General features: G+C 73.5%; 21 protein-coding genes and 1 tRNA gene. 19 read left to right on the top strand and 3 right to left on the bottom strand.

Annotation, left to right across the window (positions count from 1 at the left end; translation table 11 throughout):
• Nucleotides 1-13: 13 nt before the first annotated feature.
• On the bottom strand, nucleotides 14-1612 hold the full coding sequence (locus tag FGE12_RS02860) for an NAD(P)/FAD-dependent oxidoreductase (protein WP_153864612.1): 1599 nt from the start codon (nucleotides 1610-1612) through the stop codon (nucleotides 14-16).
• A gap of 363 nt (nucleotides 1613-1975) precedes the next feature.
• Here FGE12_RS02860 and FGE12_RS02855 point away from each other — a divergent pair, with 363 nt between their 5' ends.
• Nucleotides 1976-2191, top strand: a complete 216-nt coding sequence (locus tag FGE12_RS02855; RefSeq protein ID WP_153864611.1) for a hypothetical protein — start codon at nucleotides 1976-1978, stop codon at nucleotides 2189-2191.
• A gap of 128 nt (nucleotides 2192-2319) precedes the next feature.
• On the opposite strand, the gene FGE12_RS02850 is transcribed toward FGE12_RS02855, so the two are convergent.
• The gene (locus FGE12_RS02850; RefSeq protein WP_153864610.1) at nucleotides 2320-3003 is read right to left on the bottom strand and encodes a diacylglycerol kinase family protein; all 684 of its coding nucleotides are present in this window, start codon (nucleotides 3001-3003) and stop codon (nucleotides 2320-2322) included.
• Between the two features lie 296 nt (nucleotides 3004-3299).
• On the opposite strand from FGE12_RS02850, the gene gap reads away from it, so the two are divergent.
• From gap to FGE12_RS02760, 18 genes are all read left to right on the top strand, one after another.
• Nucleotides 3300-4310 (top strand): type I glyceraldehyde-3-phosphate dehydrogenase, encoded by a 1011-nt coding sequence (gene gap, locus FGE12_RS02845; protein ID WP_153864609.1) that lies wholly within the window; start codon nucleotides 3300-3302, stop codon nucleotides 4308-4310.
• Nucleotides 4311-4330: 20 nt separating this feature from the next.
• The gene (gene pgk / locus FGE12_RS02840; protein ID WP_194797507.1) at nucleotides 4331-5518 is read left to right on the top strand and encodes a phosphoglycerate kinase; all 1188 of its coding nucleotides are present in this window, start codon (nucleotides 4331-4333) and stop codon (nucleotides 5516-5518) included.
• A complete protein-coding gene (gene tpiA, locus FGE12_RS02835) occupies nucleotides 5519-6292 on the top strand; it encodes a triose-phosphate isomerase (RefSeq protein ID WP_153864608.1) in 774 nt (257 codons plus the stop codon).
• A gap of 139 nt (nucleotides 6293-6431) precedes the next feature.
• On the top strand, nucleotides 6432-6845 hold the full coding sequence (gene secG / locus FGE12_RS02830) for a preprotein translocase subunit SecG (protein ID WP_153864607.1): 414 nt from the start codon (nucleotides 6432-6434) through the stop codon (nucleotides 6843-6845).
• Nucleotides 6846-6918: 73 nt separating this feature from the next.
• A tRNA-Leu gene (locus FGE12_RS02825) sits at nucleotides 6919-7000 on the top strand.
• Nucleotides 7001-7152: 152 nt separating this feature from the next.
• On the top strand, nucleotides 7153-8334 hold the full coding sequence (locus FGE12_RS02820) for a diguanylate cyclase (RefSeq protein ID WP_153864606.1): 1182 nt from the start codon (nucleotides 7153-7155) through the stop codon (nucleotides 8332-8334).
• A 56-nt stretch (nucleotides 8335-8390) separates the two neighbouring features.
• Nucleotides 8391-9137 (top strand): spheroidene monooxygenase, encoded by a 747-nt coding sequence (locus tag FGE12_RS02815; protein WP_153864605.1) that lies wholly within the window; start codon nucleotides 8391-8393, stop codon nucleotides 9135-9137.
• A gap of 189 nt (nucleotides 9138-9326) precedes the next feature.
• Nucleotides 9327-12299: a choice-of-anchor D domain-containing protein gene (locus FGE12_RS02810; protein ID WP_153864604.1), complete on the top strand. Its 2973-nt coding sequence runs from the start codon at nucleotides 9327-9329 to the stop codon at nucleotides 12297-12299.
• A 166-nt stretch (nucleotides 12300-12465) separates the two neighbouring features.
• Nucleotides 12466-12828 (top strand): hypothetical protein, encoded by a 363-nt coding sequence (locus FGE12_RS02805; RefSeq protein ID WP_370458864.1) that lies wholly within the window; start codon nucleotides 12466-12468, stop codon nucleotides 12826-12828.
• A gap of 162 nt (nucleotides 12829-12990) precedes the next feature.
• Nucleotides 12991-14820, top strand: coding sequence for a serine/threonine-protein kinase (locus FGE12_RS02800; RefSeq protein ID WP_194797506.1), 1830 nt, complete (start codon nucleotides 12991-12993; stop codon nucleotides 14818-14820).
• A gap of 143 nt (nucleotides 14821-14963) precedes the next feature.
• Entirely contained in the window at nucleotides 14964-15503 is a 540-nt protein-coding gene (locus tag FGE12_RS02795; protein WP_153864602.1) for a MerR family transcriptional regulator, read from the top strand.
• A 47-nt stretch (nucleotides 15504-15550) separates the two neighbouring features.
• A complete protein-coding gene (locus FGE12_RS02790) occupies nucleotides 15551-16063 on the top strand; it encodes a sigma factor-like helix-turn-helix DNA-binding protein (RefSeq protein ID WP_153864601.1) in 513 nt (170 codons plus the stop codon).
• Nucleotides 16064-16156: 93 nt separating this feature from the next.
• Nucleotides 16157-17698, top strand: coding sequence for a bifunctional phosphoribosylaminoimidazolecarboxamide formyltransferase/IMP cyclohydrolase (gene purH / locus FGE12_RS02785; protein WP_194797505.1), 1542 nt, complete (start codon nucleotides 16157-16159; stop codon nucleotides 17696-17698).
• A 3-nt stretch (nucleotides 17699-17701) separates the two neighbouring features.
• On the top strand, nucleotides 17702-20416 hold the full coding sequence (locus FGE12_RS02780; protein ID WP_153864600.1) for a zinc-ribbon domain-containing protein: 2715 nt from the start codon (nucleotides 17702-17704) through the stop codon (nucleotides 20414-20416).
• 7 nt (nucleotides 20417-20423) lie between these two features.
• Nucleotides 20424-21716 (top strand): phosphoribosylamine--glycine ligase, encoded by a 1293-nt coding sequence (gene purD / locus FGE12_RS02775; RefSeq protein WP_194797504.1) that lies wholly within the window; start codon nucleotides 20424-20426, stop codon nucleotides 21714-21716.
• On the top strand, nucleotides 21713-22828 hold the full coding sequence (locus tag FGE12_RS02770) for an LptF/LptG family permease (RefSeq protein WP_194797503.1): 1116 nt from the start codon (nucleotides 21713-21715) through the stop codon (nucleotides 22826-22828). Before purD ends, FGE12_RS02770 begins: the two co-directional genes overlap by 4 nt.
• Entirely contained in the window at nucleotides 22825-23925 is a 1101-nt protein-coding gene (locus FGE12_RS02765; protein WP_153864599.1) for an LptF/LptG family permease, read from the top strand. The genes FGE12_RS02770 and FGE12_RS02765 overlap by 4 nt, the downstream gene beginning before the upstream one ends.
• Nucleotides 23922-25184 (top strand): O-antigen ligase, encoded by a 1263-nt coding sequence (locus FGE12_RS02760; protein ID WP_153864598.1) that lies wholly within the window; start codon nucleotides 23922-23924, stop codon nucleotides 25182-25184. Before FGE12_RS02765 ends, FGE12_RS02760 begins: the two co-directional genes overlap by 4 nt.
• Here the strand turns inward: FGE12_RS02760 and FGE12_RS02755 are convergent.
• A complete protein-coding gene (locus FGE12_RS02755; RefSeq protein ID WP_153864859.1) occupies nucleotides 25108-26172 on the bottom strand; it encodes a glycosyltransferase family 1 protein in 1065 nt (354 codons plus the stop codon). The genes FGE12_RS02760 and FGE12_RS02755 overlap by 77 nt on opposite strands.
• Nucleotides 26173-26258 lie beyond the last annotated feature (86 nt).

The following is a 26258-nucleotide window of genomic DNA, read 5'->3' as shown; positions in this document are numbered from 1 at the left end:
CGTGGGCCGGGCGCTAGCCGCCCAGCTCGGTGGCAATCTGCTCAGCGATGCGCAGCCCATCAATGGCGGACGAGACGATTCCTCCCGCGTACCCGCAGCCCTCGCCGGACGGGTAGAGCCCGCGCAGCGAGACGGAGTGCAGGTCCTCGCCGCGGGTGATGCGCAGCGGGGTGCTGGTGCGGCTCTCGATGCCGATGAGCTTGCCCTCCTCGGAGATGAAGCCGCGCATGCGCCGGTCGAAGGCCTTGAGCGCCACCTTGATGGACTGGGTGATGCGCGCGGGGAAGAGCCGGTTGAGGTCCACGTGGGCGAGGCCCGGGCGGTAGCTCGTGTCGCCCGGGTCCTTCTTCACGCGCCCCGCGAGGTAGTCGGGAATCGTCTGCGCGGGCGCGAAGTAGCGCCCACCGCCCAGCTCGTACGCCTTGCGCTCCCAGTGGCGCTGGAACTCGATGCCGGCGAGCGGCCCGTGGAAGCCCTCGCGCGCGTAGTCCGCCACGCTCACCGAGACGACGATGCCGGCGTTGGCGAACTTCGCGTTGCGCCGCGAGTTGCTCATCCCGTTCGTCACCTGCATGCCCTCCTCGGTGGGGGTGGGCACCACGATGCCGCCGGGGCACATGCAGAAGGAGTAGATGCCGCGCACCTCGCCATCCACCTCGAGGTTCTCCGCGAGCTTGTAGTCGGCCGGGGGCAGCTTCGGGTTCTTCGCCGCGGTGCCGTACTGGATGCTGTTGATGAGCCCCTGCGGGTGCTCGGCGCGAAAGCCCAGCGCGAAGGGCTTGGGCTCCACGCTCACCCGGCCGTCCTTCGCGAAGCGCTCGAAGAGGTCGCGCGCGCTGTTGCCCGGCGCGAGGATGACGCGGTCGCTCTCGAGCGTGCGCCCGTCCACCAGCCGCACCCCGGCCACGCGCCCGTCCTTGTAGAGCAGGTCCTCCACCTTGTGCTCGAAGAGCACCTGGCAGCCGCCCGCGATGAGCATGTCGCGGATGCGCGCCACGGCGCCCGGCAGCAGGTCCGAGCCGATGTGCGGCTTGCCCTCCACCAGGATGTGATCCGGCGCGCCGTACTGGGCGAAGGTCTCGATGACCTTGCGCACCATGGGGTGGTTGATGCGCGTGGAGAGCTTGCCGTCCGTGTACGCGCCCGCGCCGCCCTCGCCGAAGCTCATGTTGCTCTCCGGGTCGTGGGTGCCGTCGCGCATGATCTTCGCCACGTCCTTGCGCCGCTGCACCACCTCGCGCCCGCGCTCGAGCAGGATGCTGCGCACCCCGCGCTCCAGGAGCCCCAGCGCGCAGAAGAGCCCGGCGGGGCCGGTGCCGATGATGATGGGCAGCCGCTCGGGCTCCTTCACCGGCAGCGGCTTCTCGGGGGCCGCGGGCGCCTCGCCCACGTCCGGGGGAAGGCGCGCGGGCCTCTTGCCCGGCGCGAGCGCCACCTCGAGCGTGTAGATGTAGCGCGGGCTGTTCTTCTTGCGCGCGTCCAGCACCGAGCGCACCACGCGCACCGAGGCGAGGTCCGAGCGGCTCACCCCCAGCTTCTCCGCCGCCTTGTCGCCGAGAGAGGACTCCGGCTCGTCCAGCCAGAGGCCGATGTTGTTCACGCGGTACGTCATGGGTGCTGCATCTCCTGGGTCATGGGCCGTCTTCGCGGCCAAGTGGGGCCGGGGCTCTTACGCCACCGGGGCCCGGAAACGGAAGCCGCCTGGAACCTTCCAGACGGCCTGATCCGGGGCGCAGTGTGTAAACCTCTATACACCTCGCGCGCCACCCGCCCTGCGCTGCCCCCCGGGTGCGAAGCCTCCTTCGCACCCGAAAGGCCCGATTGACGAGCTGCGGCAAGGCCTCGAGCACTCTCAACCCACGGGGAACTCAGGAGAATCCGTGAGGAAGAGGACGGTTGGCACGGCGGTTGTAGTGGCTCCGCTGCGTCCGCTTCACGCAGCACAAACCTCTCATCCTCCCTAGGAGGCACCCCCTTGAGCACCGATAAAAAGGGCACCCGGATCCTGGCGCGCACCTTTTTCAACCAGCTTCGCGCGAGCGGCTACACCCCGCACCAGATCATCGGCGTGGCCACCGAGCTGCTCGACCTGGTGACCGAGGAGCTCAAGGCTCCGGCGCCCGTCGCCGAGGCGCACGTTGTGTCCCAGGCGACCCTCGCCCAGAAGCCGGACTTCCGCCCCGAGCTCTAGCGCCCTAGACTTTCGAGCAGTGCTGGGGGGCAAGCACGGGTTCCGGCCGGGTGCCGGGGCTCAGCCCCTCAGACCGTAGAATCAAAAGCAGCAGCGCGGACCGGCCCCCTTCACTGGCGGCCGGTTTTTTATTGCGTGCGCTCCGGGTGGACAGGGCCCGCCGCGGCGCGCCTCCGGGCCGCCGCCCCCGCCTCGTGCCGGCGGGTGAGCGCAGCGGCGGCCGCCACCGCGAGCAGCCCCAGCGCCATGGCGCTGAACACGATGCTCGCCGTCTCGCGCGCCAGCAGCACGAGCAGCGCGAGCGCCCCCACGAGCGCGAGCGCGTCCACGGCGAGCGGGCGCGGGCGCGGGGTGAGCAGCAGCCACACCAGCGCCACGAGCGGCAGGCCCAGCTGCACCTGGCGCAGGATGCGCTCGCCGTTGCTCGCCACGGTGCTCCAGTTGGTCACCAGGATGGCGGCGAAGATGACCACCGTGCCGATGGCGAGCACCAGCACGCCGGCGGCCGCGGCGTCCTTGGCCACCCGGGCCTTCTCGTCGAACTGCTGCACCGCCAGGTCCACCAGGTGCTCGAGCGCGCTGTTGAGGATCTCGGCGAAGAAGATGAGCAGCACGCAGAAGATGAGCGTGACCTTCTCGGCGAGCCCCAGCGGGATGCCGCTGCCCACCAGGCTCACCAGCATCGCGGCGAGCACGTGGATGCGCATGTTGCGCTGGTGCACCACGGTGTGGATGAGCCCCCGCCACGCATGGAGGAAGGAGGCGAAGAAGCCGCTGCCGCCGGGTGCGAGGAAGGGGGGAGGGGAGCTCATGGGCGGGCCGTGTGCGGGCCGCACCCTAGCAGGAAGCGCGGCCGGGGCAGCCGGGGAACGGTGCGCCGCCCGTTCGCCCGCAGGGCGCTCCGGGCCCGGGTGGAGTGTTCACCCCTTGCGGCTCGGCGTGCACGGCCGCGCGATGCGCCGTGCATCGGAGCGCGCGCTGCTCTAATTGGCTCCCCGTCGGCTCCAATGTAGAGCGTTGACTCACCCGGCGGTCGTGCCTACGGTCGGCCGCCCTTTTTCGCTTCCTCCCAATCCCGTCGCCACATCCCTTCAAAGGAGAGACATCCATGGCCACCAAGATCGCGATCAACGGCTTTGGCCGCATCGGCCGCTGCCTGCTGCGCGCCGCGCTCGCCCGCAAGGAGGACCTCGAGATCGTCGCCATCAACGACCTCGACAAGCCCTCCGCGCTCGCGCACCTCTTCAAGTACGACTCCGTGCACCGCACCTGGCCGGGCGAGGTGAAGGCCGAGGAGAAGGCCATCGTCATCGACGGCAAGCGCATCGCGATCACCGCGGAGCGCGACCCGGCGGCCCTGCCCTGGAAGGACATGGGCGTGGACATCGTGCTCGAGTGCACCGGCCGCTTCACCGCGCGCGAGGGCGCCGAGAAGCACCTGAAGGCGGGCGCCAAGAAGGTCATCATCTCCGCGCCGGCGAAGAACCCGGACGTGACGATCGCCTACGGCATCAACCACGACCAGTACGACGCCGGGAAGCACCACATCATCTCCAACGCCTCCTGCACCACCAACTGCCTCGCCCCGGTGGCGAAGACGCTGGTGGACGCGTTCGGCATCGAGCACGGCCTGATGACCACCGTGCACAGCTACACGAACGACCAGCGCCTGCTGGACCTCACCCACGAGGACATGCGCCGCGCCCGCGCCGCCGCCCTCTCCATGATCCCCTCCAGCACCGGCGCCGCGAAGGCGATCGGCGAGGTGCTGCCGGTGCTCAAGGGCAAGATGCACGGCCTCGCGGTGCGCGTGCCCACCCCGAACGTGTCGCTCGTGGACCTCACCGTGGTCACCAGCAAGCCCACCACCCAGGAGGCGGTGCTCGCGGCGTTCAAGAAGAACGCGGACGGCGCACTCAAGGGCGTGCTGCAGTACAGCGACGAGCAGACCGTCTCCATCGACTACAATGGCAACCCGCACTCGGCCATCTTCGATGCCACCAACTGCTTCGTCATGGGCGGCAACATGGTGAAGGTCATGGCCTGGTACGACAACGAGTGGGGCTTCTCCAACCGCATGGTCGACATGGCCAAGTTCCTGGTCTCCAAGGGCCTCTAGGAAGGGCAGCAGGCGCTCCCGTGATCAAGTACATCGACGAGCTGCAGCTCACCGGCAAGCGCGTGTTCATCCGGGTGGACTTCAACGTCCCCCTTGAGGGCAAGCGCGTCACCGACGACACCCGCATCCGCGAGGCCCTGCCCACCATCCGGCGCGCGCTGGAGATGGGCGGCAAGGTCATCCTCGCCAGCCACCTGGGCCGCCCCAAGGGCCCGGACCCCAAGCTCAGCCTGGAGCCGGTGGCGGGCCGCCTCTCCGAGCTGCTCGGCGGCAAGCACGAGGTCATCCTCGCGGACGACTGCGTGGGTGACGGCGTGAAGAAGCTGGTGCGCGAGCTCAAGGAGGGCCAGGTGGCGCTCCTCGAGAACCTGCGCTTCCACAAGGAGGAGGAGGCCAACGACGAGGCCTTCGCGCGCGAGCTCGCGGCGCTCGCGGACGTGTACGTGAACGATGCCTTCGGCACCGCGCACCGCGCCCACGCCTCCACTGCCGGCATGGTGCCCTTCGTGAAGGAGAAGGCCGCGGGCCTGCTCATGCGCAAGGAGCTCGAGTACCTGGGCGGCGCGCTCAAGAACCCCCAGAAGCCCTTCGTGGCCATCCTGGGCGGCTCGAAGGTGAGCGACAAGATCAAGGTCATCGAGAGCCTGCTGCCCAAGGTGGACGCGCTGCTCATCGGCGGCGCCATGGCGTACACCTTCCTCAAGGCGCAGGGCATCAACGTGGGCAAGAGCCGGGTGGAGGAGGACAAGCTCTCGCTCGCCACCAAGATGCTGGACGCGGCGCAGCGCCTGAAGACCCCCATCGTGCTGCCGGTGGACCACGTGTGCTCCACCGAGTTCGGCGAGGCCGGGCAGAAGGTGGACGTGAACGACCGCGTCATCCCGGACACGATGATGGGCCTGGACATCGGTCCCAAGACGCGCGCCATGTACACGCAGTGGATCCGCGACGCGAAGACGGTGCTCTGGAACGGCCCCATGGGGCTCTTCGAGGTCCCCAAGTACGCCGAGGGCACGCGCGTCATTGCCGAGGCCATGGCCAACAACCGCGACGCGGTGACCATCATCGGCGGCGGCGACAGCGCCGCGGCCGTGCAGCAGATGGGCTACGCGGACAAGCTCAGCCACGTGTCCACCGGCGGCGGCGCCTCGCTCGAGTTCCTCGAGGGGCGTGAGCTGCCCGGCATCAAGGCCCTGGAGACCCGCTAGATGGCGAGCGCGACCGGAGCCCGGGTGAAGATCGTCGCGGGCAACTGGAAGATGAACAAGACGGTGGCCGAGGCGCTCGCGCTGGTGGGCGAGCTGCGCGGGCTGCTGAAAGAGGTTGCCGGGGTGGAGGTGGTGCTCGCACCGCCCTTCACCGCCCTGCACCCGGTGGCCGGCGCGCTCGCGGGCAGCGGCTTCGGCCTCGCTGCGCAGAACTGCCACTGGGAGCCGTCCGGCGCCTTCACCGGCGAGGTGGCCGCCCCCATGCTGAAGGAGCTCGGCTGCGCCTACGTCATCGTGGGCCACAGCGAGCGCCGGCAGTTCTTCGGCGAGACGGACGAGACGGTGAACCGCCGCAGCCAGGCCGTCCTCAAGGCCGGGATGCTGCCCATCGTCTGCGTGGGCGAGACCCTGCAGGAGCGGGAGGCGGGGCGCACCCTGGAGGTGGTGAGCCGCCAGGTGAAGGGGGCGCTCGCCGGCTTCTCCGCAGAGCAGGTGGGCCGCTTCGTGCTCGCCTACGAGCCGGTGTGGGCAATCGGCACCGGCCGCAACGCCACCAGCGCCCAGGCGCAGGAGGTCCACGCGGCCATCCGCCAGCAGCTCGCGGGCCTCCACGACGGGGCCACGGCCGCCCGGGTGCGCATCCAGTACGGCGGCAGCGTGAAGCCGGACAACGCCGCGGAGCTGCTCGGGCAGCCGGACGTGGACGGCGCCCTGGTGGGTGGGGCCAGCCTCAAGGCGGCGGACTTCGCCGCCATCGTGCGCGCGGGGCGCTAGCCCGCTCGGGCGCCCCGGCAACTCCGGGGAGGGCACGAGAAGGTTGTCTCCGCGCTGTCAGTTCTTGTACGGTGCGCGTCCCCCGAAGCCGAAGGGCTGTCGGGGGACGACTCACGCGCCGCTTCGCCAAAGGGATTCCATGCTGGCCTTCGTCACGACCGTGCACGTGCTGCTGTGCGTGTTCATGATCTTCGTCATTCTGCTCCAGCCGGGTAAGGACGCCGGCATGGGCGCGGCCCTCGGCGGCGGCGCGGCCACCACGGCCTTCGGCGGCCGCGGTGCGGTCACCTTCCTCAGCAAGCTCACCGCCATCTGCGCGGCGCTCTTCTTCCTCACCTCGCTGGGCCTCTCCTTCGTGGGGATGCGCTCGTCGGTGGCCGCGGGCCCCCTGCCGGCGCGCCGCGCGGCGGCTGCGCCTGCGCCGGCCGCTCCGGCGAACCCGGTGGGCACCTCTCCTGCGCCCGCGCCGGCCTCCGGTGCGCCGGCGTCCGTGGAGCAGGCGCGCCCGGGCCAGACGGCTCCCGCCGCTCCGGCGCCCGCGCCGAAGCAGTAGCAACAAGCGGCTGCAGCGCCTCAAAAAGGCGTTGCACCGCAAGGCCCGCTCAGGCATAGAGGGGCCGCGAATTGCCCAGGTGGTGGAACTGGTAGACACACTGGCTTGAGGTGCCAGCGCTGCAAGGCATGGGGGTTCGAGTCCCCCCTTGGGCACTCCCCGTGAAAGGCCTCCAAGTCTTCGGACTTGGGGGCCTTTCGCTTTTCCGGCCGGCCGCAGCGGAAGCGCAGCCCGCACCGGGGGGTTGCACTCTTCGTTGGGCACCGTGCCTCCGGCAGCGGAGGGAGGGCGCCCACGGGACCCCGCCTTGGACGCCGACGCCCCCAACCCAGCCCCGCCGCCGCCCCAGGTCGCCGCCGCCGCGGACGAGCTCGGCGCGGCGCTCGCCGAGGTCCAGGCCCGGCTGCGTGCGCTGCTGCTCGGCGGGCCCGTGGCGCAGGCGCTCGATGGGGCCCAGCGCGAGCTGGTGCGGCGCGTGGAGGCGGAGCTGGCGCGCGCCCAGGAGCAGCTCGGCCGGCTGGGCTCGCCGGGCGGCGGGTGGGGGGCGGCGAACGAGGGGGGGCTGCTCGCGGCCGTGCCCGAGGCGGGCGCCGATTCCCATAAAGGGCGCTTCCGGGTCCTCTACGTGGACGACGACCGCGAGAGCCGCGACGGGGTGGGGGAGCTGCTGGCCCGCTACTTCGACGTGCACCTGGCCCCGGACGGGGTGCGCGCCGCGGAGCTCGCCCGCGCGCTGCGCCCGGACATCATCGTCACCGACCTGAACATGCCCGGGCTGGACGGGCTCTCCCTGCTCTCGCTCCTGCGCAGCGACGAGGACACCGCCCACATCCCGCTGCTGGTGGTGAGCGCCTCCACCCACACCGAGGCGAAGGTGCTCTGCTTCGAGGCGGGCGCGAGCGACTACCTCACCAAGCCGGTGGTGGCCGACGAGCTGGTGGCGCGCGTGCGCAACGCGCTCGCGCGCTCCGAGGATCTGCGCCGCGAGCGCGCCCTGCAGGCGACCGACGATCTCACCGGGCTCGCGAACCGCCGCCGCCTGCGCTCCTTCCTCACGCCCGCGCTGCGCAGCGCCGCGCGCACCCGCACGGAGCTCACCGTGGTGATGGTGGACCAGGACCGGCTCAAGGAGCTCAACGATCGCTTCGGCCACGCGGCCGGTGACCAGGCCCTCCGCGCGCTCGCCCAGGCGCTCAGCGCGTGCAAGCGCTCCGGAGATCTCGCCGCGCGCATTGGCGGGGACGAGTTCGTGGTCTCCATGCCGGACACGGATCGCGCCGGCGCCGGGCGCTTCGTCGCGCGCGTGGAGGAGGAGCTGCGGCTGCGCCCCATCCTGCTCGAGCAGGGCGAGGTGTACCTCTCGGCGAGCTTCGGGCTCGCGAGCGCGAGCGAGCGCGACTGGGAGGAGAGCGCCGAGCACCTGCTGCAGCGCGCCGACCGCGCGCTCTACGAGGCGAAGCGCCTGCGGCGCAGCCGGCCCACGGACTGACGCCTGCTTCCCCTTTGCGCGCGCGCCCCGTCCGTGCTCCGGTGGGCGCCGGCCCCGTGACGCTCCTCGCTCCGACCTCGCCCCTCGCCGCCCTCACGCTGCTGCGCTACGCGCCGCGCGGCGTGCCCGGGGCCCTGCTGCGCCAGGGCCTGGAGTCGATGCAGCTCGCGCGCACGCCCGGCCTGCGCTTCTTCCGCCTCCTGGGCACTGCGCGCGGGCGGGGCTTCGGGCCCTGGGAGCCCACGCGCTGGGCGGCCTTCACGGTGTGGGACTCGGCGGCGGCGTTGGATGCCTTCGAGGCGCACTCGCGCGTGGCGGCCGGCTGGCGCGCGCGCGCCGTGGAGCAGTGGACGCTGCGGATGCGGCCCGTGCGCTGGCACGGGGCGTGGGGTGGGGTGGACCCCTTCGCCGGCTTCACGCCGGGAGCCGAGGACGGGCAGGGGGCGGCCGCTCCGCTCGTCGTGCTCACCCGGGCCACGCTGCGGCTGCGCCACCTGCGCGCCTTTCGCGCCGCCGCGGCCGCGCTCGAGGAGGTGCTCGCGCGGCAGGAGGGGCTGGTCGCGAGCCTCGCCGCGGGCGAGGTGCCGCTGCTCAAGCAGGCCACCTTCAGCCTCTGGCAGAGCGGCGCCGCGGTGCGCGGCTTCGCCTACGCGGGGCAGCGCCACGCAGGTGTCGTGCAGCGCACGCGGCGCGAGGGCTGGTACAGCGAGGAGCTGTTCGCGCGGCTGCGCCCACTGTCGGCCAGTGGAACGTGGGACGGGCGCGAGCCGCTCTCGGCGCTGCTGGCCCCGGGCTTGAACTGATCCCGCGCACCTCCCGGCGCACACTGCAGCAGAGGGCAACGCGCTTCCACACACGGCGCAGCGCTTTCGCCTGCGTGGGCAGTTGCCTGCCCAGAGGGGGGTGCCTAGCTTCGCGACCTGATCCGGCACGGGCATCGGCCCGTTTCCGGCATGGTGGGACGAGTGGCGTCGCGGAGGGGGTTGGGAGCCATGGATCGGCGTTGGGGCCTCTTGAGCCTCGTGGTGGGACTGGTGGGAGTGGGGATGGCGTCGGGGTGCGTGGACCGTCAGCGGACCACGCTCACGGACGGCCAGCTCACGGTGTCGCCCGGCGGCATGCAGTTCCAGCGCGTGGCGGTGTTCGACGGGCGCGAGGTCGAGTTCACGCTGCGCAGCGTGGGCCGCATGACCGTGACCGTGCAGGACGCCTGGGTGGAGGGGCCCGCGGGACAGTACGTGGCGCGCTTCCAGGACGCGGGGCCCCACAAGCTCTCGCCCGGTGAGGCCAGCCAGCTCAAGGTGCGCTTCACGCCGCTCGCTCCGGGCGACATGCCGGCCACGCTCGTCATCCAGACGGACTCCTCCAAGGCGCGCCAGCTGCGCGTGCCCCTCACCGGCACGGGCGTGGACGCGTGGGCGCGCATCAGCCCCTCGCGCCTGGACTTCGGGCGCATCGAGGCGGACTCGAGCAAGACGCTGCAGCTCGCGCTGGAGAACCCCTCGGACCTGCCGGTGGAGGTCAACCCCAAGTTCCTCGGCACCAAGGAGCAGCAGGCCGAGTTCAGCATGGCGCCGCTGACGCTCGCCCCCTTCGAGAAGCGCGAGGTGCCGGTCACCTTCTCGCCGCACGAGGTGGGCATCAAGAACGTGGTGCTCGCCATCACCCCGTGCCGCGGCTGCGCGGACGTGCCGGTGCAGGTGGCCGCCGAGGCGCTCGAGCAGGCGGTGATCGCGGTGCCGCCGGACATCGACTTCGGCGCGGTGCCGCTGGACCGCGACGCGCAGCAGCCCATGAGCATCAAGAACATCAGCACCGAGCCGGTGACGGTGACGGGCTTCGTGCGCGACGGCAAGGACGCGTCCTTCTCCGGCGAGGTGACCGGGCTGCCGCTGGTGCTGCAGCCGGGGGAGACCCGCAGCTGGACCATGACCTACAGCCCGGGCCACCCGAACCTCGCCGAGGACTCGGCGCGCTTCACGGTCCAGAGCAAGCGCCACCCCACCACCGAGATCACGATGCGCGGCTTCGGTGGCGCTTCCGAGGTGTGCCTCTCGCCCTCCGGCGGCGAGGTGCTCTTCGGCGAGAAGCCCCTGGGCTCCAAGACCTTCCGCCTGGTGACGGTGAAGAACTGCGGCGCGGACAACGGTGGCCCGCTGCGCCTGCTCGGGCTCTCGTGGGGTGACGCCGCGCGGCCCGCGGATGGCCAGTTCACCAACGCGCCCCTCGCCACCCCCTACGTCCTGCAGCAGGGCGAGGAGGTGACCTTCAAGATCTTCTACGAGCCGGTGCGCGAGGGCCCCGCGAGCGACGTGCTCGTCATCCGCACGGACGCCTACAACGGCGCCACCGTGAAGCTCAACGTGCGCGGCAGCGCGGTGGCGCTGCCCCCCTGCGACCTGAAGATCACCCCCGAGGCGGGCCTGGACTTCGGCACCGTGCCGCCGCGCAAGGGCGCGGTGCTCGGCTTCAAGGTGCTCAACCAGGGCCAGTCCGACTGCGCGGTGAAGAACCTGCGCCTGCGCGACGACGGCGGCGGCACCTTCAACATGCCGGGCGGCGCCTTCGACGGCCTCATCATCCCGCCGGGCAACTACTTCAGCTTCCAGGTGGGCTTCACCGCACCGGAGGCGAGCGGCCGCTTCGAGGGGATGATGCAGATCCAGCAGGCGAACCCCGCCGACCCGCTCATCCTCCTGCCGCTGCGCGCCAACGTGCAGAGTGCCTGCCTCGTGGCCTCGCCGCGCTACCTGGACTTCGGCGCGGAGCTCAACATCTGCCCGCCGCCCGCGCGCGAGGTGAACTTCCTCAACGCCTGCTCGGACACGCTCACCATCCGCGACGTCGCGATTGGTGCGGGCACCACGGACGGCGAGTTCAAGATCACCGATGGGCCCAAGACGCTGCCCTTCACGCTGGCGCCGGGCGAGGCCTTCACCGTCGCCGTGGACTACGCGGCCAAGGTGCCGGGCATGAACCTCTCGCCGCTCTACGTGGACACGGTGGACCTCGCGGCGCCCCTGATGGTGCCGCTCATCGGCGAGTCCTCGGACCGCACGGAGAAGACGGACACCTTCATCCAGCAGGACGCCGCGAAGGTGGACGTGCTCTTCGTCGTGGACAACACGCCCACCATGGTCGAGGAGCAGCCGCGCTTCACCGCGGCGCTGCCGGCCTTCGTGGACGCGGCCCTGCAGAAGGGCGTGGACATGCACGCCGCCGTCACCACCACCGGCATCGACCCGGCGAGCAACGCCTGCCCGGGCGGCGCGCAGGGCGGCGAGGCGGGGCGCTTCTTCCCCGTGGACAACAGCTCGCCGCGCATCGTGAACCAGAACACCCCGAACCTCGCCGGCGTGCTGCAGAACAACTCGCAGGTGGGCCTGTGCTCGCTGCGCGAGGAGGGCTTCGAGGCGATGCGCCGCGCGCTCTCCGTGCCGCTCGTCAACAACGCGGACGACCCGCGCACGGCGACGCCCAAGGACGGCAACGCCGGCTTCCTGCGCGACGAGGCGGCGCTCGCGGTGGTGTTCGTGGGCGACGAGGACGACAACTCGCCGGACGAGGTGCTCACGTACGTGAAGTTCCTCCAGGAGAAGAAGGGCGAGAACCAGCCCCAGCGCGTCACCGTCTACGCCATCGCGCCCACCAAGACCGGGTGCGCGAGCGCCGGCGCGGGCGGGCAGCGCTACGCGGAGATCGCCAAGCTCACCGGCGGCGAGGTGCAGTCCATCTGCGCGGGCGACTACGCGCCCCTGCTGCGCACGGTGGCCAACAAGGCGTTCTCTCCGCAGAACACCTTCCCGCTGAGCAGCCCGGCGACCTCGGGGAGCATCCAGGTCACGGTCAACGGCACCCCGGCCACCGGCTGGCACTACGACGCGGACACCCAGAGCGTGGTCTTCGACGTGACCCCGCCGCCGGGCGCCAAGATCGCCGTCTCGTACCGTCGCGCCTGCAGCTAGCGGCCGTTAGGAATGGGCGGCGAGGGCCGAGAAACAGGCCCCGCCGCAGCGTGACAGGGCTGGCTGCTACAGGTGTGCAGCGGCCTGTTTAGATGACCGGAAAGTTGGAGCTTCGCCCGCAGTCTGTACCTTCCGCTCGTCCCTGCAGCAGCCGAGGAGGCGTCGGGTGAGCCAGAGCAACTCCGGAGATTCCCAGCAGCAGCTCCCGAGCGCGCGCCGCGCCGGCCACGCCCCGGGTGCGCGCCTGCGGGTGCTGCCCGGCGGTGGCCAGCGCCGCCAGGAGGAGCCGCTGGGCTCGCGCGACGCGGTGGTGCGGGTGCTGCTGGAGGCGGGCGCGGACCTGCTCCTGCGCCGCATCTCCTCCGTGCGCGCCGAGGAGATCGAGGGGCGCGTGGACCGCATCCTCGAGCTCTTCGACCGGGTGGACCAGGTGCCCGCGCTGATGCCCGTGCTGCGCCGCCAGCTGGACGAGCTCGAGGCGCTCATGCGCGAGACGCGTGAAGTGCGCCGGGTGCGGCGCGGAGGGTAGGGCGGCCGCGACGTTTGACCCGCTTCCGCGCTCGCGCGTACGCTGCCGCGCGCTCCGGGGGCAGGCAGGCGCCCCTCCTGCCAGACGCATCGTGTCCCTCGACCTTCGCCACCGCTCCTGCCGCCGCCCCTGCTCCCACCGCGCCCCGCCGGGGAGTCGCGCGTGACGCTCGCGGCCGGGACCCCCATCGGCAAGTACCTCGTGCGGCGCAAGCTCGCCGAGGGCGGGATGGCCGAGATCTACCTGTGCACCGCGCGCGGGGTGGAGGGCTTCGAGAAGGAGGTCGTGATCAAGCGGGTGCGCTCGTTCCTCGCGGACGACCCCGCCTTCGTGGAGATGTTCAAGGCCGAGGCCCGGCTCGCCTCGCGGCTGAACCACGCGAACGTGGTGCAGATCTTCGACTTCGACAAGCACGACGACAGCTACTACCTCGCGATGGAGTACGTGCGCGGCTGCTCGCTGTGGGAGCTGCGCAAGCGCTGCAAGGCGCTGCTGCGCCCCATGCCGCCCACGCTCGTCGCGCACATCGGCGCGGAGGTCGCCCGCGGGCTGCACTACGCCCACCGCCTCAGCGACCGCGGCCAGCCGCTGCAGCTCGTCCACCGGGACGTGACGCCGCACAACGTGCTGCTCAGCCTCGAGGGCGCGGTGAAGCTCACCGACTTCGGCATCGCCAAGGCGGGCAACCAGCTCACCGCGCCCGGCATGCTCAAGGGCAAGTTCGCGTACATGGCGCCGGAGCAGGCCCGCGGCGACGTCGTGGACGCGCGCACGGACATCTTCGCGCTGGGCATCGTGCTCTGGGAGATGCTCACCGGAGGCCGCCTCTTCGAGGGCGACACCGACGTGGCCGTGCTGCGCGCCGTGCAGGAGTGCCTCATCGTGCCGCCCGCGCGCCTCAACCCGGACGTGCCGGCGGACCTGGACGCCGCCGTGATGCGCGCCCTGCAGCGCGACCCCGCTGCCCGCTTCGCGAGCGCCGGGGAGCTCGAGCGGGCGCTCGCCCAGTGCGTGCTCGTGCACGCCGCCTCCGTGGACGACACGGACGTGGGCGAGTTCGTGCGCAGCGTGCTGCACGACGGGCCCACCCAGCTGGCCGAGCTCCCCACGGGGTTCTCCCTCGAGCTCGCCGGAACGCACGCTGCGGCGCCCCCGGCCGGCGAGGCCGCGGCCCCCGCGGTGCGCGCCGTGCGCGAGCCCACAGCGGTGATGCCGGGCGGCCGGGGCCGCGGCGAGGCGGCGTCCCCGCGGCGTCCCTCGCAGCCCGAGGCGCCGCGCGCAGAGGGGTTGCCACCGCCGGAGGCACCGCGCCCGGGGGTGGCGTCTGCGCCCGCGCCTGCGGAGCGGGGGGCCGCGCGCACCGGGCCGCCCGCAGCACCCCCGCTCGCGCCGGCCTCGGCGGACGAGGACGTGCACGCGCCCACCTTCGTCCTGCCGCCGCGCCCCGCGCTCTCCGAGGCGGCGCGGGCTCCCACGGACCAGGGCCTGCCTGCCGTGCAGCCTCCGCCCCCGCCCGCGCCCCGGCGGCGCTGGGCGCTGCTCGCCGCCTGCGGCCTCGGGCTCGGGGTGGTGGTGGCCGGTGCAGCGGCGCTGCGCCCTCGACACCCTGCGTCTCCTGCGTCCGTGGCGCCGTCCGTCGCCGCGAGGGCCGAGGAGGGTGGGGCGCCGCCCGCCGTGCAGCCGCCGGTGGCCGCGGTCTCCGCGCCGAGCGCGTCGCCCGAGCCTGCGGAGGCGGCGGACGCCGGCGTGGACCCGGAGATCGAGGAGCTCACCCAGCAGCCCGGCAGCCTCCAGGTGCTCGTCTATCCCTACGCCACCGTCTTCGTCGACGGCCGCTCCGAGGGCGTGGTGCAGGGCACGGCCACCTTCGCGCTCGCGCCCGGCAGACACACCGTGAGCTTCAAGCACCCGAACTCCCCGGCCGAGACGCGCGTGGCCACGGTCGAGTCCGGCAAGACGGTGAAGGTCCCGTTCCGCGCGCGGCTGAAGTAGCCGCCCGCGCGGGCCCGCGGCCTCCTGCCGCGACGTCGTAGCGCTCCGTCCACCGCTGATCACTTCGCGCCCCCGGTGCGCGCGCACGTCCGCGCACCCTTGACGCCGCTTGCCTGCCTGTGGCATTCAGTAGCGCATATTCAATGGGCTCCACTGAATGGACTACATATCGGCCACTGGACGCGGCCGAGCTCGAGCGGATCGAGCGCGACTACGCGGCGGGGCTGCCGGCGAGCGCGATCCTGGAGATCTTCCGGCCGCGCGGCGTTCAGCTGTCGGAGGGGACCTTCCGCAAGTACGTGCAGGTGGGGCTCTTGCCGCGCAGCCGCCGGGTGGGGCGCAAGGGCAAGCACCAGGGCAGTCGCGGGCTGTACCCGGTGGAGGCCGTGCGCCGCATCAACGCCATCAAGCGGATGATGGCCGAGGGGCACACGCTCGAGGACATCCGGCGCTCCTTCGTCTTCTACAAGGGGCACATCGACCAGCTGCAGCGTGAGCTGGCCGGGCTGCTCGACGGGCTACAAGGGGAGCTCGAGGAGCGGGGACTGGGCTCGGAGCGACGGCGCGCGCTCGAGGCCGAGCTGGAAACTTTGCGCCGCCGCGCGCAAGATCTGGTCCGGGACGTGGCCCGGCTGGGGAGCGCGGTGACATCGCATGCAGACGAAACGATCCGTTCGCAATAGAATGCCGGCCCCGGGGCGCCGGCCACTGTCGTTCCATCGGAGGGGACATGTCTGAAGCGAAGGAGCAGCTGCCCGAGGGGACCTCGTCCGCAGTGGGGGCCGGGGCCGGCGGTGCCGGTGAGCCTGCCGAGCGGCAGCGTTCGAAGACCATGTCGCGCAAGGAGATGGCCCGCGACCTGCGCCGCCGTCGCCTCACCGGTCAGGTGGACCCCGAGGAGGGGGAGCTGCTCAAGGCGGTGGAGTCCCAGCGCCCGCGCACCCGCGCCGACTGCGTCAACGGCGCGCGCCCCTGCCTCTTCGTCTCCTGCAAGCACAACCTCTACCTGGACGTGAACCCGGACACCGGGTCCATCAAGCTCAACTTCCCGGACAAGGAGATCTGGGAGCTCGAGTACACGTGCGCCCTGGACGTGGCCGAGAAGGGGGGCATCACGCTCGAGGAGGTGGGGGAGATCATGAACCTCACCCGCGAGCGCATCCGCCAGGTGGAGACGCGCGGCCTGATGAAGCTGCGCGAGGACATCGACGCGGACCCGCCCGTCTCCGCGCGAAAGCCCTGAAAAGCGGGGACTGCCGCCGCTGCGCAGCGCGTTGACACCCCGGGGGGTGGTTGCTAGACGGGCCCCCTCCCACACAGCGAGGCGCGCAAGCACGTGCTGGCCCTACTCAGCGTTTCCGACAAGCGCGGTCTGGTTCCATTCGCCCAGGGACTGGTGAAGCTCGGCTTCCGGCTCCTGTCCACGGGCGGCACGCTGGACGCCCTCAAGAAGGCGGGCGTCCCGGCGACCAAGGTCTCCGAGCACACCCAGAGCCCCGAGATCCTCGGCGGCCGGGTGAAGACCCTGCACCCCCGCATCCACGGCGGCATCCTGGGCCGCCCCGACCTGGCGAGCGACCAGGCGGAGATGCAGGCGCAGGGCATCGAGCCCATCTCGCTCGTCGCGGTGAACCTGTACCCCTTCCGCCAGACGGTGGCGTCCGGGGCGGCCGAGCCCGAGGTCATCGAGCAGATCGACATCGGGGGGCCCGCGATGGTGCGCGCCTCGGCGAAGAACTTCCGCCACGTGTCCATCGTGGTGGACCCGGGCGACTACGAGGCGGTGCTCGCGGAGCTGCAGGGGGGCCGCGTGGGCGAGGAGACGCGCCGGCGCCTGATGCGCAAGGCCTTCGCGCACACGGCCGCCTACGACGCCTCCATCGCCGCCTACCTCGCCGAGCGCGGCGGTGAGTCCTTCCCGGAGGAGCTCTCCCTCAGCTTCCAGAAGGTGCAGGCGCTGCGCTACGGCGAGAACCCGCACCAGAAGGGCGCGTTCTACCGCGAGTTCGCCCCGCCCGCGGAGCCCACCGTGGCCTTCTCGAAGGTGCTGCAGGGCAAGGAGCTCTCGTACAACAACCTGCTGGACCTGGATGCGGCGCTGGGCCTGGTGCTCGAGTTCCCCGAGCGCCCCTGCGCGGTGATCATCAAGCACAACACCCCGTGCGGCGTGGCCTGTGACGACTCGCTCGAGCGCGCGTACCGCACCGCGCGCGCCGCGGACGAGGTGTCTGCCTTCGGCGGCATCGTGGCGCTCAACCGCGAGGTGGACGAGGCGGTGGCGCGCGCGCTCGCGGAGACCTTCCTCGAGGCGGTGATTGCTCCGGGCTACTCGGCGGCTGCGCTGCAGGTGCTCTCGGCGAAGAAGAACCTGCGCCTGCTGGAGGCCGGCGCCGGCCTCGCCGCGACCAGCGCCCGCCCGCGCGCGCAGCTCGAGGCGCGCACGGTGTCCGGCGGACTCCTGCTGCAGGACAAGGATGCGCGCGAGCCGGAGCTGGAGTGGAAGGTGGTCTCCAAGCGCGCCCCCACGCCGGCGGAGGAGCGCGCGCTGCGCTTCGCCTGGCGGGTGTGCAAGCACGTGAAGAGCAACGCGATCGTGTTCGCGGCGGAGGACCGGATGCTCGCCTCGGGCGGCGGCCAGACGAGCCGCGTGGACTCCGCGAAGATCGCCACCGGCAAGGGCGGCAAGGCGCTCGAGGGCAGTGCCGTCGCCTCCGACGCCTTCTTCCCCTTCCGGGATGGGCTCGACGAGGCCGCGCGCGCGGGCGCCAGCTGCGTCGTCCAGCCGGGAGGCTCGGTGCGCGACGCGGAGATCATCGCCGCAGCGGACGAGCACGGCATGGCGATGGTGCTCACGGGAGTCCGACACTTCCGGCACTGAGCGATGCGGATCGTCTGCCAGAGCTGCTCGGCCGCGTATGCCATCGACGATCGGCACGTCACGCCGCGGGGCGTGCGCGCCCAGTGCCCGCGCTGCCGCCACCAGCAGGTGGTGCGGCGCGAGCCGGACGCAGCGACTGCCCCGCCCGCGCAGTCTCCTGCCGCGCCTCCCCCTGCACCCGAGCGCGCGAGCGCTGCACCCCCGCCCCCGGCCGTAGCGCCCGTTCCGCTGGCCCCCTCGGCCCGGCCGCGGCCGGAGGGGCCGCCCGAGCGCGCGCAGGCCGCCCGGCCTCGTGCGCCCGAGTCGCCGCGACCCGCTCCCGCAGCCGGCGCGCCGGCGCCCGAGCCGCGGCCCGGGCCCGCCCCGCGCACGGTGGCGCCGCCGCCGCAGGTGCCCGTCGCGGACAGCCCGCCTCCTGGCCTCGGCTCCGATGACCTGGCCTTCCAGGACCTGGCCCCCGAGGACCCCGCGCAGCCGCCTCCCTCTGCCGGGGGGCGCGCGCGGCGGGTGACACGCGAGCAGCCGGCCGCGCCCGTCGAGCGGCTGGAGCTCCCGGTGGCCTGCGACCGCTGTGGTGGGCGACTGGAGGATCCGGTTTCTCAGGCGCTGGGCACCTGCGAGGCGTGTCGCAGCGCTGCGGAGGAGGCGTCCGCCTCCACGCCGACGCTGCGCATCCCGCTCGGGGCAGCGCCTTCGCAGCGCGGCGCGGGCAGCTCGCCTCCGGGGGACGCGCGCACCGAGCGCACGCTGCCCATGGCGCCCATCGCGCTGCAGCGCGACCGCCCCGGCGTCCGCTGGCCGCGGGTGCTCGCGGCAGCGGGACTGGGCGTGCTCGTGCTCGGTGGAGCGGCGGCATACATGCTGCGCGAGCGCGCGCGCACCCAGCGGGAGGCGGCGCGCGAGCAGCCCCTGCCGCAGGCGGTGCAGGCGGTGCTCCCGCGCTGGCGGCTGATGCACGTGGACGTGCAGGGCAGCGCCGCGCAGCAGCTCGCCGAGGGGACGCGGCTGATGGCGCAGGACGAGCAGGGCGCCTACCTCGAGGCCGAGGAGGCCTTCCAGCGCGCGCTGCTCCTCGACCCGAAGAGCGACGCGGCCATCGCCGGCTACGTGCGTGCGCTCGCGCTGGGCCGCGGCGCTGCGCTGGAGCAGGACGCGTACGCGGAGGCGCTGGCGCTGATCCAGGCGGCGAAGGGCCGCGCAGGGGCCAACCCCGCCGTGCAGCTCGCCTGCGCCGCGCTGCTGCAGACGCGCGCGGGCGACACGGAGCAGGAGCGCGCACGGCAGCTGGCCGAGGCGGTGCTCGCCGCGAAGGACGTCTCGGCCGCGGACCAGGCCGAGGCCCACCGGGTGCTGGGGCACGGCTACGCCCACGGCTCCTTCGCGCTCGCGACGCAGCACTTCGACGAGGCCCTCGCGCTGAACCCGAAGCTGGTGATCGTGCACCGCGAGCGGGCGCTGGCGGCCGAGGCCGCGGGCGACTACCGCCAGGCCATCGCGGCACTCGAGCGGCGCCTGCAGCTGGACCCCGGCCACCGCGAGAGCATCGAGGCGCTCGCGCGCGTGCTGCTCGAGGTGGGCGACGTGCCGCGGGCGCGCGCCCTCTACGAGTCCCAGGCGCGCGCCTACCCGAAGGAGCTGCGCGCCCAGGTGCCGCTCGCGGTGCTTCGCTACCAGGTGGACGGGGCGCCGGCGCCCGCGGTCGCGAGCCTGCGCAGCCTGCTGCGCGAGCGCGAGCAGCAGCCCGCGCGCGACGTGGCCTCGGCGCTCGTCCACCTCGCGGCCGCCGAGCGCGCCGCGGGGCATGCCGCGCAGGCCGAGCGCGCCGCGGACGAGGCGCTGGCGCTGGACGCGGCGCTGCCGGCGGCGCACCTGCAGCGCTTCCTCCTCGCCCTGGATCGCCGCGACGCCGCGGTCGCCGCCGCGCACCTCGCTCCGGCGCGCGCGGGCCTCGCGGACCCGGCCCTGGGGCAGCTGCTCGCGGGGCGGCTCGCCCTGCTGCAGGCCGCCCCTGACAAGGCACGCGAGGCCTTCCTCGAGGCCTACCGGCTCGATGCGCGCCGCAGCGATGCGCTGCTGCTCGAGGGGCTCGCGGCGGCCAGCGCCGGGCAGCGCGAGGATGCGGCGCGCGTGCTCGCGCAGGTGCTGCAGGCCGATCCGCTGCGCCCGCCGCCCCGGCCCGTGGTGACGGACTTCTACCTGCAGCCCCACGAGCTGCTGCGGGGCGTGGACGGAGCGCTCGCGGGGCTGCGCAGCGGTCCGGAGGACATGGTGCCGGACCTCTACGCGGGGGCCCTGCGCTTCTACCAGGGGCAGCTTCCGGAGGCGGACGCGCTGCTGCAGCGGGTGCTCGCGCGGGACCTGAACAACGCGCAGGCGCTCGCCTACCGCGCGCTCGTGGCGCTGGAGCGGGGCGGGACCGCGGGCGCGGCCGCCGCGCGGCCGCTCGCCGAGCGCGCCGTGGCGCAGGACCGCCGCTACCCGGTGGCGCAGCTCGCCCTGGGGCTCGCGCTCGCGGCGCAGGGGAAGGCGGAGCCCGCCCAGCGCGCGCTGCGCGAGGCGCTCGCGCTCTCCCCCTCGCTGCTGTCGGCGGAGGTTCGGCTCGCGCAGCTGGAGGCGGGCTCGTCAGTGGACTCGGCGCGCACGCGCCTGCTGAGGACGGTGGGGCTGGACCCGGCGTACCTCGTGGCCAAGCGCGCGCTCTTCGCGCTGGAACAGTGAGGCAGACGTGAAGGTGCTTCTCCTGGGCTCAGGTGGCCGCGAGCACGCGCTCGCATGGAAGCTCGTGCAGAGCCCGCGGCTGACGGAGCTGCTGTGTGCTCCCGGAAACCCGGGCACCGCGCGGCTGGGCCCCCGCGTGCGGCACGTGGCCGTGGCGCCGGACTCCCCCTCGGCCGTGCTCGCGCTCGCGCGCGCCGAGCGCGTGGACCTGGTGGTGGTGGGGCCCGAGGCCCCGCTCGTGGCAGGCGTGGCGGACCCGCTGGTGGAGGCGGGCATTCCCTGCTTCGGCCCGCGCGCCGCGGCCGCGCAGCTCGAGGGCTCCAAGGCCTTCGCCAAGGAGGTGATGGCCGAGGCGGGCGTGCCCACCGCCGCGTTCCGCGTCTTCCGCAACACGCCGCAGGAGCTGCAGGCCGCCGAGGCCTACGCGGTGGCGCAGGGCCGCATCGTGGTGAAGGCGGACGGGCTCGCCGCGGGCAAGGGCGTCATCGTGGCGCCGGACGTGGCCTCGGCGCGCGAGGCGGTGCGCGCGGTGGGGGCCATGGGCGCCGCGAGCCAGCAGCTGGTGCTCGAGGAGCTGATGGAGGGCGAGGAGGTGTCGCTCATCGCCCTGTGCGACGGCGAGCGCTACGCACTGATGCCCACCGCGCAGGATCACAAGCGGGTGGGGGAGGGGGACACCGGCCCGAACACGGGCGGGATGGGCGCCTACTCGCCCGTGCCCTTCCTGGACGAGGCGCAGCTCGCGCGCGTGGGCGAGACGATCATCGCCCCCATGCTCGCCACCATGCGCCGGCGCGGCACGCCCTTCTGCGGCGCGCTCTACGCGGGGCTGATGCTCACCCGCGAGGGGCCCAAGGTGGTCGAGTTCAACGCCCGCTTCGGTGACCCCGAGACCCAGGTGCTGATGCTGCAGCTGGACGAGGACCTGCTGCCGCTGCTGGATGCCTGCGCGCGCGGGAGTCTCGAGGCGCGCACGCTGCGCATGCACCCGGGCGCCTCGGTGGCCGTGGTGATGGCGGCGCAGGGCTATCCCGAGGCGCCGCGCCGCGGCCAGCCCATCCGCGGCCTGGAGGGGCAGGGGGCGCTCGCGCCCGAGGCTCCGATCTTCTTCGCCGGGGTGGAGGAGCGCGAGGGCGCGCTGCTCACGGCGGGCGGCCGCGTGCTCACCGTGTGTGCGCGCGGGCGCGACCTCGCCCAGGCCCGAGAGCGTGCGTACGCGGCGGCGGCCGGGGTGAGCTTCGAGGGGGCGCACCTGCGCCGGGACATCGGCGCGCGCGGGATGCGGCACGGCGGGTCGTGAAGCTGCTCGCGCGCTACATCCTGGAGGAGCTGCTCGTCCCGCTGGTGGTGTGGGTGGCCTTCCTGTTCCTGCTGCTCTTCGTGATGCAGTTCCTGCGCGGCACGGAGGTGCTGCTGGGCTCGGCCGTCACGCTCGGGGACTTCGGGAGGCTGCTGCTCTACCTCGGGCCCCACTTCCTGGTGATGGCGCTGCCCATCGCCTTCCTGCTGGCCATCCTGCTGGGGCTGGGGCGCCTGAGCGAGGACCGGGAGCTCACGGCGCTGCAGGCGCTGGGAGTGAGCCCGCTGCAGCTGGTGCGCGCGCCGGTGCTCATCGGCTCGGCGCTGTGCGGGGTGATGCTGCTGCTCGCCTACAGCGCGGAGCCCTGGGGCCTCACCCAGATGAAGCAGCTGGTGGAGGAGGTCATCAAGAAGAACGTGGTGGGGGACGTGAAGCCCGGCGTCTTCTACGAGGACCTGAGCAATCTCACGCTGTACGCGGAAGGGGTGGAGCCGGCGAGCCAGCGCTGGACGCACGTGCTCATGCACGACGACCGCGACCCGGCCTCCCCGCTGCTCGTGCTCGCGCGCGAGGGCCAGGTGAACACCGCGGGGCGCGGCGCGGCGCTGACCCTGGGGCTGCAGGACGGCGAGGCGCACCGCGCGAACCTCACCGCGAGCGACTACGCCGTGGTGCACTTCGAGCGCGGGGAGATCGCGGTGGGCGTGGACGAGTCCCTGCGGCGCAAGAACCAGCGCTTCCGCTCTCCGAAGGAGGAGCTCACCCCGGGCGAGCTGCTGCAGGCCGCGCGCGAGGCCGAGGCGGCGGGCGAGGACCCGCGCCAGTTCCTCATGCACTTCCACAGCCGGCTCGGCAACGCGCTCGCGCCGCTGTCCTTCGCGCTGCTGGGCACACCCCTGGCCATCGGCCGGCGCCGCGGCGGGCGCGCGCGGGGCTACCTGCTCACGCTCTCCAGCTACGTCGCCTACTACGTGCTCTCGCGGCTGTTCGAGACCCAGGCCATGGCGGGCCACCTGCCGGTGCTGCTCGCCGCGCAGCTGCCCAACGTGCTCTTCACGGGGCTGGGGCTCGTCGCGCTCGCGCGGCTGGGGCGCCAGGGGGCGGCGTCATGAGGGGCACGCTGCTGCGCTACGTGGTGCGCACCTATCTCCAGTTCTTCGTGGGCATCCTCGGCGCGGTGCTCGCCATCTTCCTGGTGGCGGACTTCGTGGACCGGGGCCGCAACTTCACCGGCGAGGGCTGGGTGGCCGCCGCGGCGCTGCTCTATGCGAACAAGGCCCTGGTCGCGGCGCACCAGCTCGGCCCTGCGGCGATGCTGCTCGCGGCCGGGGCCACGGTGTCCTCGCTGCGCAAGCGCGGCGAGGTGACGGCGATCCGCGCGCTCACCTTCGGCCCCGCGGCGCTGTATCTGCCCATCGGGCTGTGCGCGCTGGTGCTGGGGCTGGGGCTCATCGCCTTCGACGAGAGCGTGGTGGTGCGCGCGGGGCGGCGCATCGACGAGATCAACACCCAGCGCTTCAACCGCTGGGGCGACTGGCGCTTCTACTACACCCCGAAGCAGTGGTTTCGCCGGGGCGACCGCGTCTTCTACCTGCGCGGCGGCGACGCCCAGGCGGGCTTCGAGGACGCGACGGTGCTCACGCTCACCTCGGACTTCCGGCTCGCGCGGCGCCTGGACGCGCAGCGGATGCGCCCGCTGGCGGGCACGCAGTGGGAGCTGACCGGCGTGGTGGAGCGCACCTTCACGCCCGAGGGCGCGACGCACCTGCGCTCCGCGGCGCACGAGGTGGTGGACCTGGGCGTGGCCGGGGGCGCCTTCCGCATCCGCCCGGGGCGTCCGGAGCAGATGCGCGTGCCGCAGTTGCGCCAGCAGCTCGACGCGCGCAAGGAGGTGGGCCTGCCCACCGCGCTGTTCAGCCTCGCGCTGCACAACCGCTTCGCCTACGGGATTGCAGGCCTGCCCGCGGCGCTGCTCGCCGTGGGGCTCGCGCTGAGGCCGGGGCGCCGCGGCCACCTCACCATGGCCATGGTGGAGGGCCTGGTGGTGGTGGTGGTGCTCTGGGGAATGATGGTGGTGGGCCGCACGCTGGCCACCAACCAGCACCTGCCCCCGTGGCTCGCGGCGTGGGCTCCCACGCTGGTGCTGGCGGTGGCGAGCGCGGTGCTGTGGCTTCGCACCGAGGGCATCCAGCGCCGGGCCGCCCGATGAGCCCTGCGCGCGCTTCGCCGCTCTCCACCCTCTTCGCGGGAGGGCTCGCGCTGTGGGGCGCCGGCTGCCTCTGGCTCGAGGCGCTCGCGCCCGTGGGAATGGCCCTGTGCGCGGTGGGCGCGCTCGCCTGGCTGCGCGCGGTGCGGCCCGCGCCGCGCCCGTTGCTGCGCGAGGGGGCCGCGCTGCTCGCGTTCCTGCTCTGGGCGCTGCTCGCCCCCACGCTCGCGGGCCACCCGCCCAGCGGCACGGGCGTCGCGCGCACCCTCGACTTCCTGGGCATCCCGGTCGCGGCGCTCGCGCTCGCGCTGCTCGCGCCCGCGCAGCGGCGGCGCCTCGCGCTGGGGCTGGGCGCGCTCTTCCTCGTCTCGTGCGCGCTCGCGGCGCTGCAGTACTACGGGCTATGGCCCTCGCTCGAGCGGCTGCAGTGGCTGCGCTGGACGCGGCTTCCCCTCGACCGCGTCTACGAGGAGGTGCCGGGCGCGCCCGGGCGCTTCATGGGCGGCGGGCTGCCGCTGCACCGGCTCAAGTTCGCGCACGTCGGCGGCTTCGCGGTGGTGGCGGCCTTCGCGCTCGGGCTGCGGCTGCGTGGGCGCGAGCGCGCCTTCGCGCTCGCGGTGGCCCTGGTGGGGCTGGTGTCGGTCGGGCTCTTTCCCTACGCGCGCGCGGCGGCGGCGAGCCTCGTCGTGGCGCTGGGGCTGATGCTGCTGCTGGGGTTGCCCCGCAGGACGGCGCTCGCGGCCTGCGCGGCGCTCGCGCTGGCGGCCGTGCTCGCGCTGGGGCTGGTCGCGCCGCTGCGCGAGCGCTTCCGCTCGAGCCTCACGTCCGAGGGCTCGGGGGATCGCAGCGCCATCCTGGCCACGGGCCTGCGCGCCGTGCGGGCGCACCCCATCGCGGGGGTGGGGCCCGGGCGCTTCCGGCCCTCGCGCTTCGCCGGGCCGGACACGCCCGACTACGTGCTGAGCAACGCCGGCAAGGCGCACAACCAGCTGCTGAGCATGGCGGCGGAGACCGGGATGGTGGGGGCGCTGCTCTTCGTGCTGCTCGGGGTGGCGCTCGCCCGGCGGATGTCGCGCGACAGCGCCGAGGGGCTCGCAGGCCTGGGCGCGCTCGCCTTCTTCTGCGTGCTGAGCGCCGTGCACGATCCGCTCTTCCACGCGCAGGTGTCCGCGGCGCTGCCGCTGGTCATGGGGCTCGCGCTGGTGCCTCGAGTGCGCGCGCATATGCCGCCAGGGTCCGCCGCGCACAGTCCTCCCAGCTGAAGCGGGCCGCGCGCTCCAGGCCGCGCGCGCGCAGGTCCGCACGCTGGGCGTCGTCTCGCAGCAGGTGCAGCACCGCCTCGCGCCAGGCTCCCTCGTCGTCCGGTGGCAGCAGCACCGCTGCGCTGCCCGTCACCTCGTGCACCGCCGAGCCCGTGGAGGCCACGACCGGGCAGCCGCAGGCGAGCGCCTCGAGCGCAGGCAGGCCGAAGCCCTCGTAGCGCGAGGGCATCAGGAGGGCGGTCGCGGCCCCGTAGAACAGCGGCATCTGCTCCTCGGGGAGGTCTGCGAGCTCGCGCGTGCTCGCGGGAAAGCCGAGCGCCTCGCGCGTGCCCTGGCCCGCGAGCAGCACCAGGGGCACGGGCCACTCCGCCGCGAGCTGCGCGAGCAGGGCGAGGTTCTTGTGGGGCTTGGGGTTGCCCACCACCGCGAGGTAGCGCGCGGGCAGCCCGTGCGCTGCGCGGAAGGCCTGCGCCTGGGCCGCGGTGGGGGGCGCGAAGCCCGCGTCCACGCCGGGGGCGATCACCTGCAGCCGGTAGGGGCTGAGCCCGAGGTGGCGCGCGAGCTCCTCGCGCGAGAAGTCGGAGACGGTGAGCAGCGCCGAGGCGCGGCGCGCGCGCGGCCCCACCACGAGCCGGTAGTAGGCGCGGCGCCCCGGGCCGTAGAGCTCGGGCAGCGCGAGGTGGTTCGCGTCGTGCAGCGTGGCGACGAGCTTCCCCGGCCACAGCAACGGGAGCGAGAAGCTCGTCGCGTGGAAGAGGTCCGGCGAGAGCCGCGTGAGCTCGGCGAGCAGCAGGGGCTGCTCGAGGAGCGAGAGGAAGGGGGCGCGGCTCGGGTGCAGCGAGATGCGCGGGGCGAGCGCGCCGAGCCCCGCGGGAAGGCCGCCCGCGGGCACCAGCGCGCTGAAGCGCCAGTCGGGGGCGAGCGCGGGCAGCCGCCGCGCCAGCTCCAGGGCGTAGCGGGCAATGCCGTGCAGACGGCCGTGCACCATGCGCAAATCGAGGAGGACGCTCGGCACGCCTCGCGGCCTAGCACACCCGGCGCGCCCGGTGGGAAGGGGAGCGGCCTTGCGCGCGC

It is taken from the genome of Aggregicoccus sp. 17bor-14 (genome assembly GCF_009659535.1).
Taxonomy (GTDB): domain Bacteria; phylum Myxococcota; class Myxococcia; order Myxococcales; family Myxococcaceae; genus Aggregicoccus.
The sequence above is the reverse complement of the archived record's forward strand: the minus strand, read 5'-3'. Positions and strand labels throughout refer to the sequence as shown.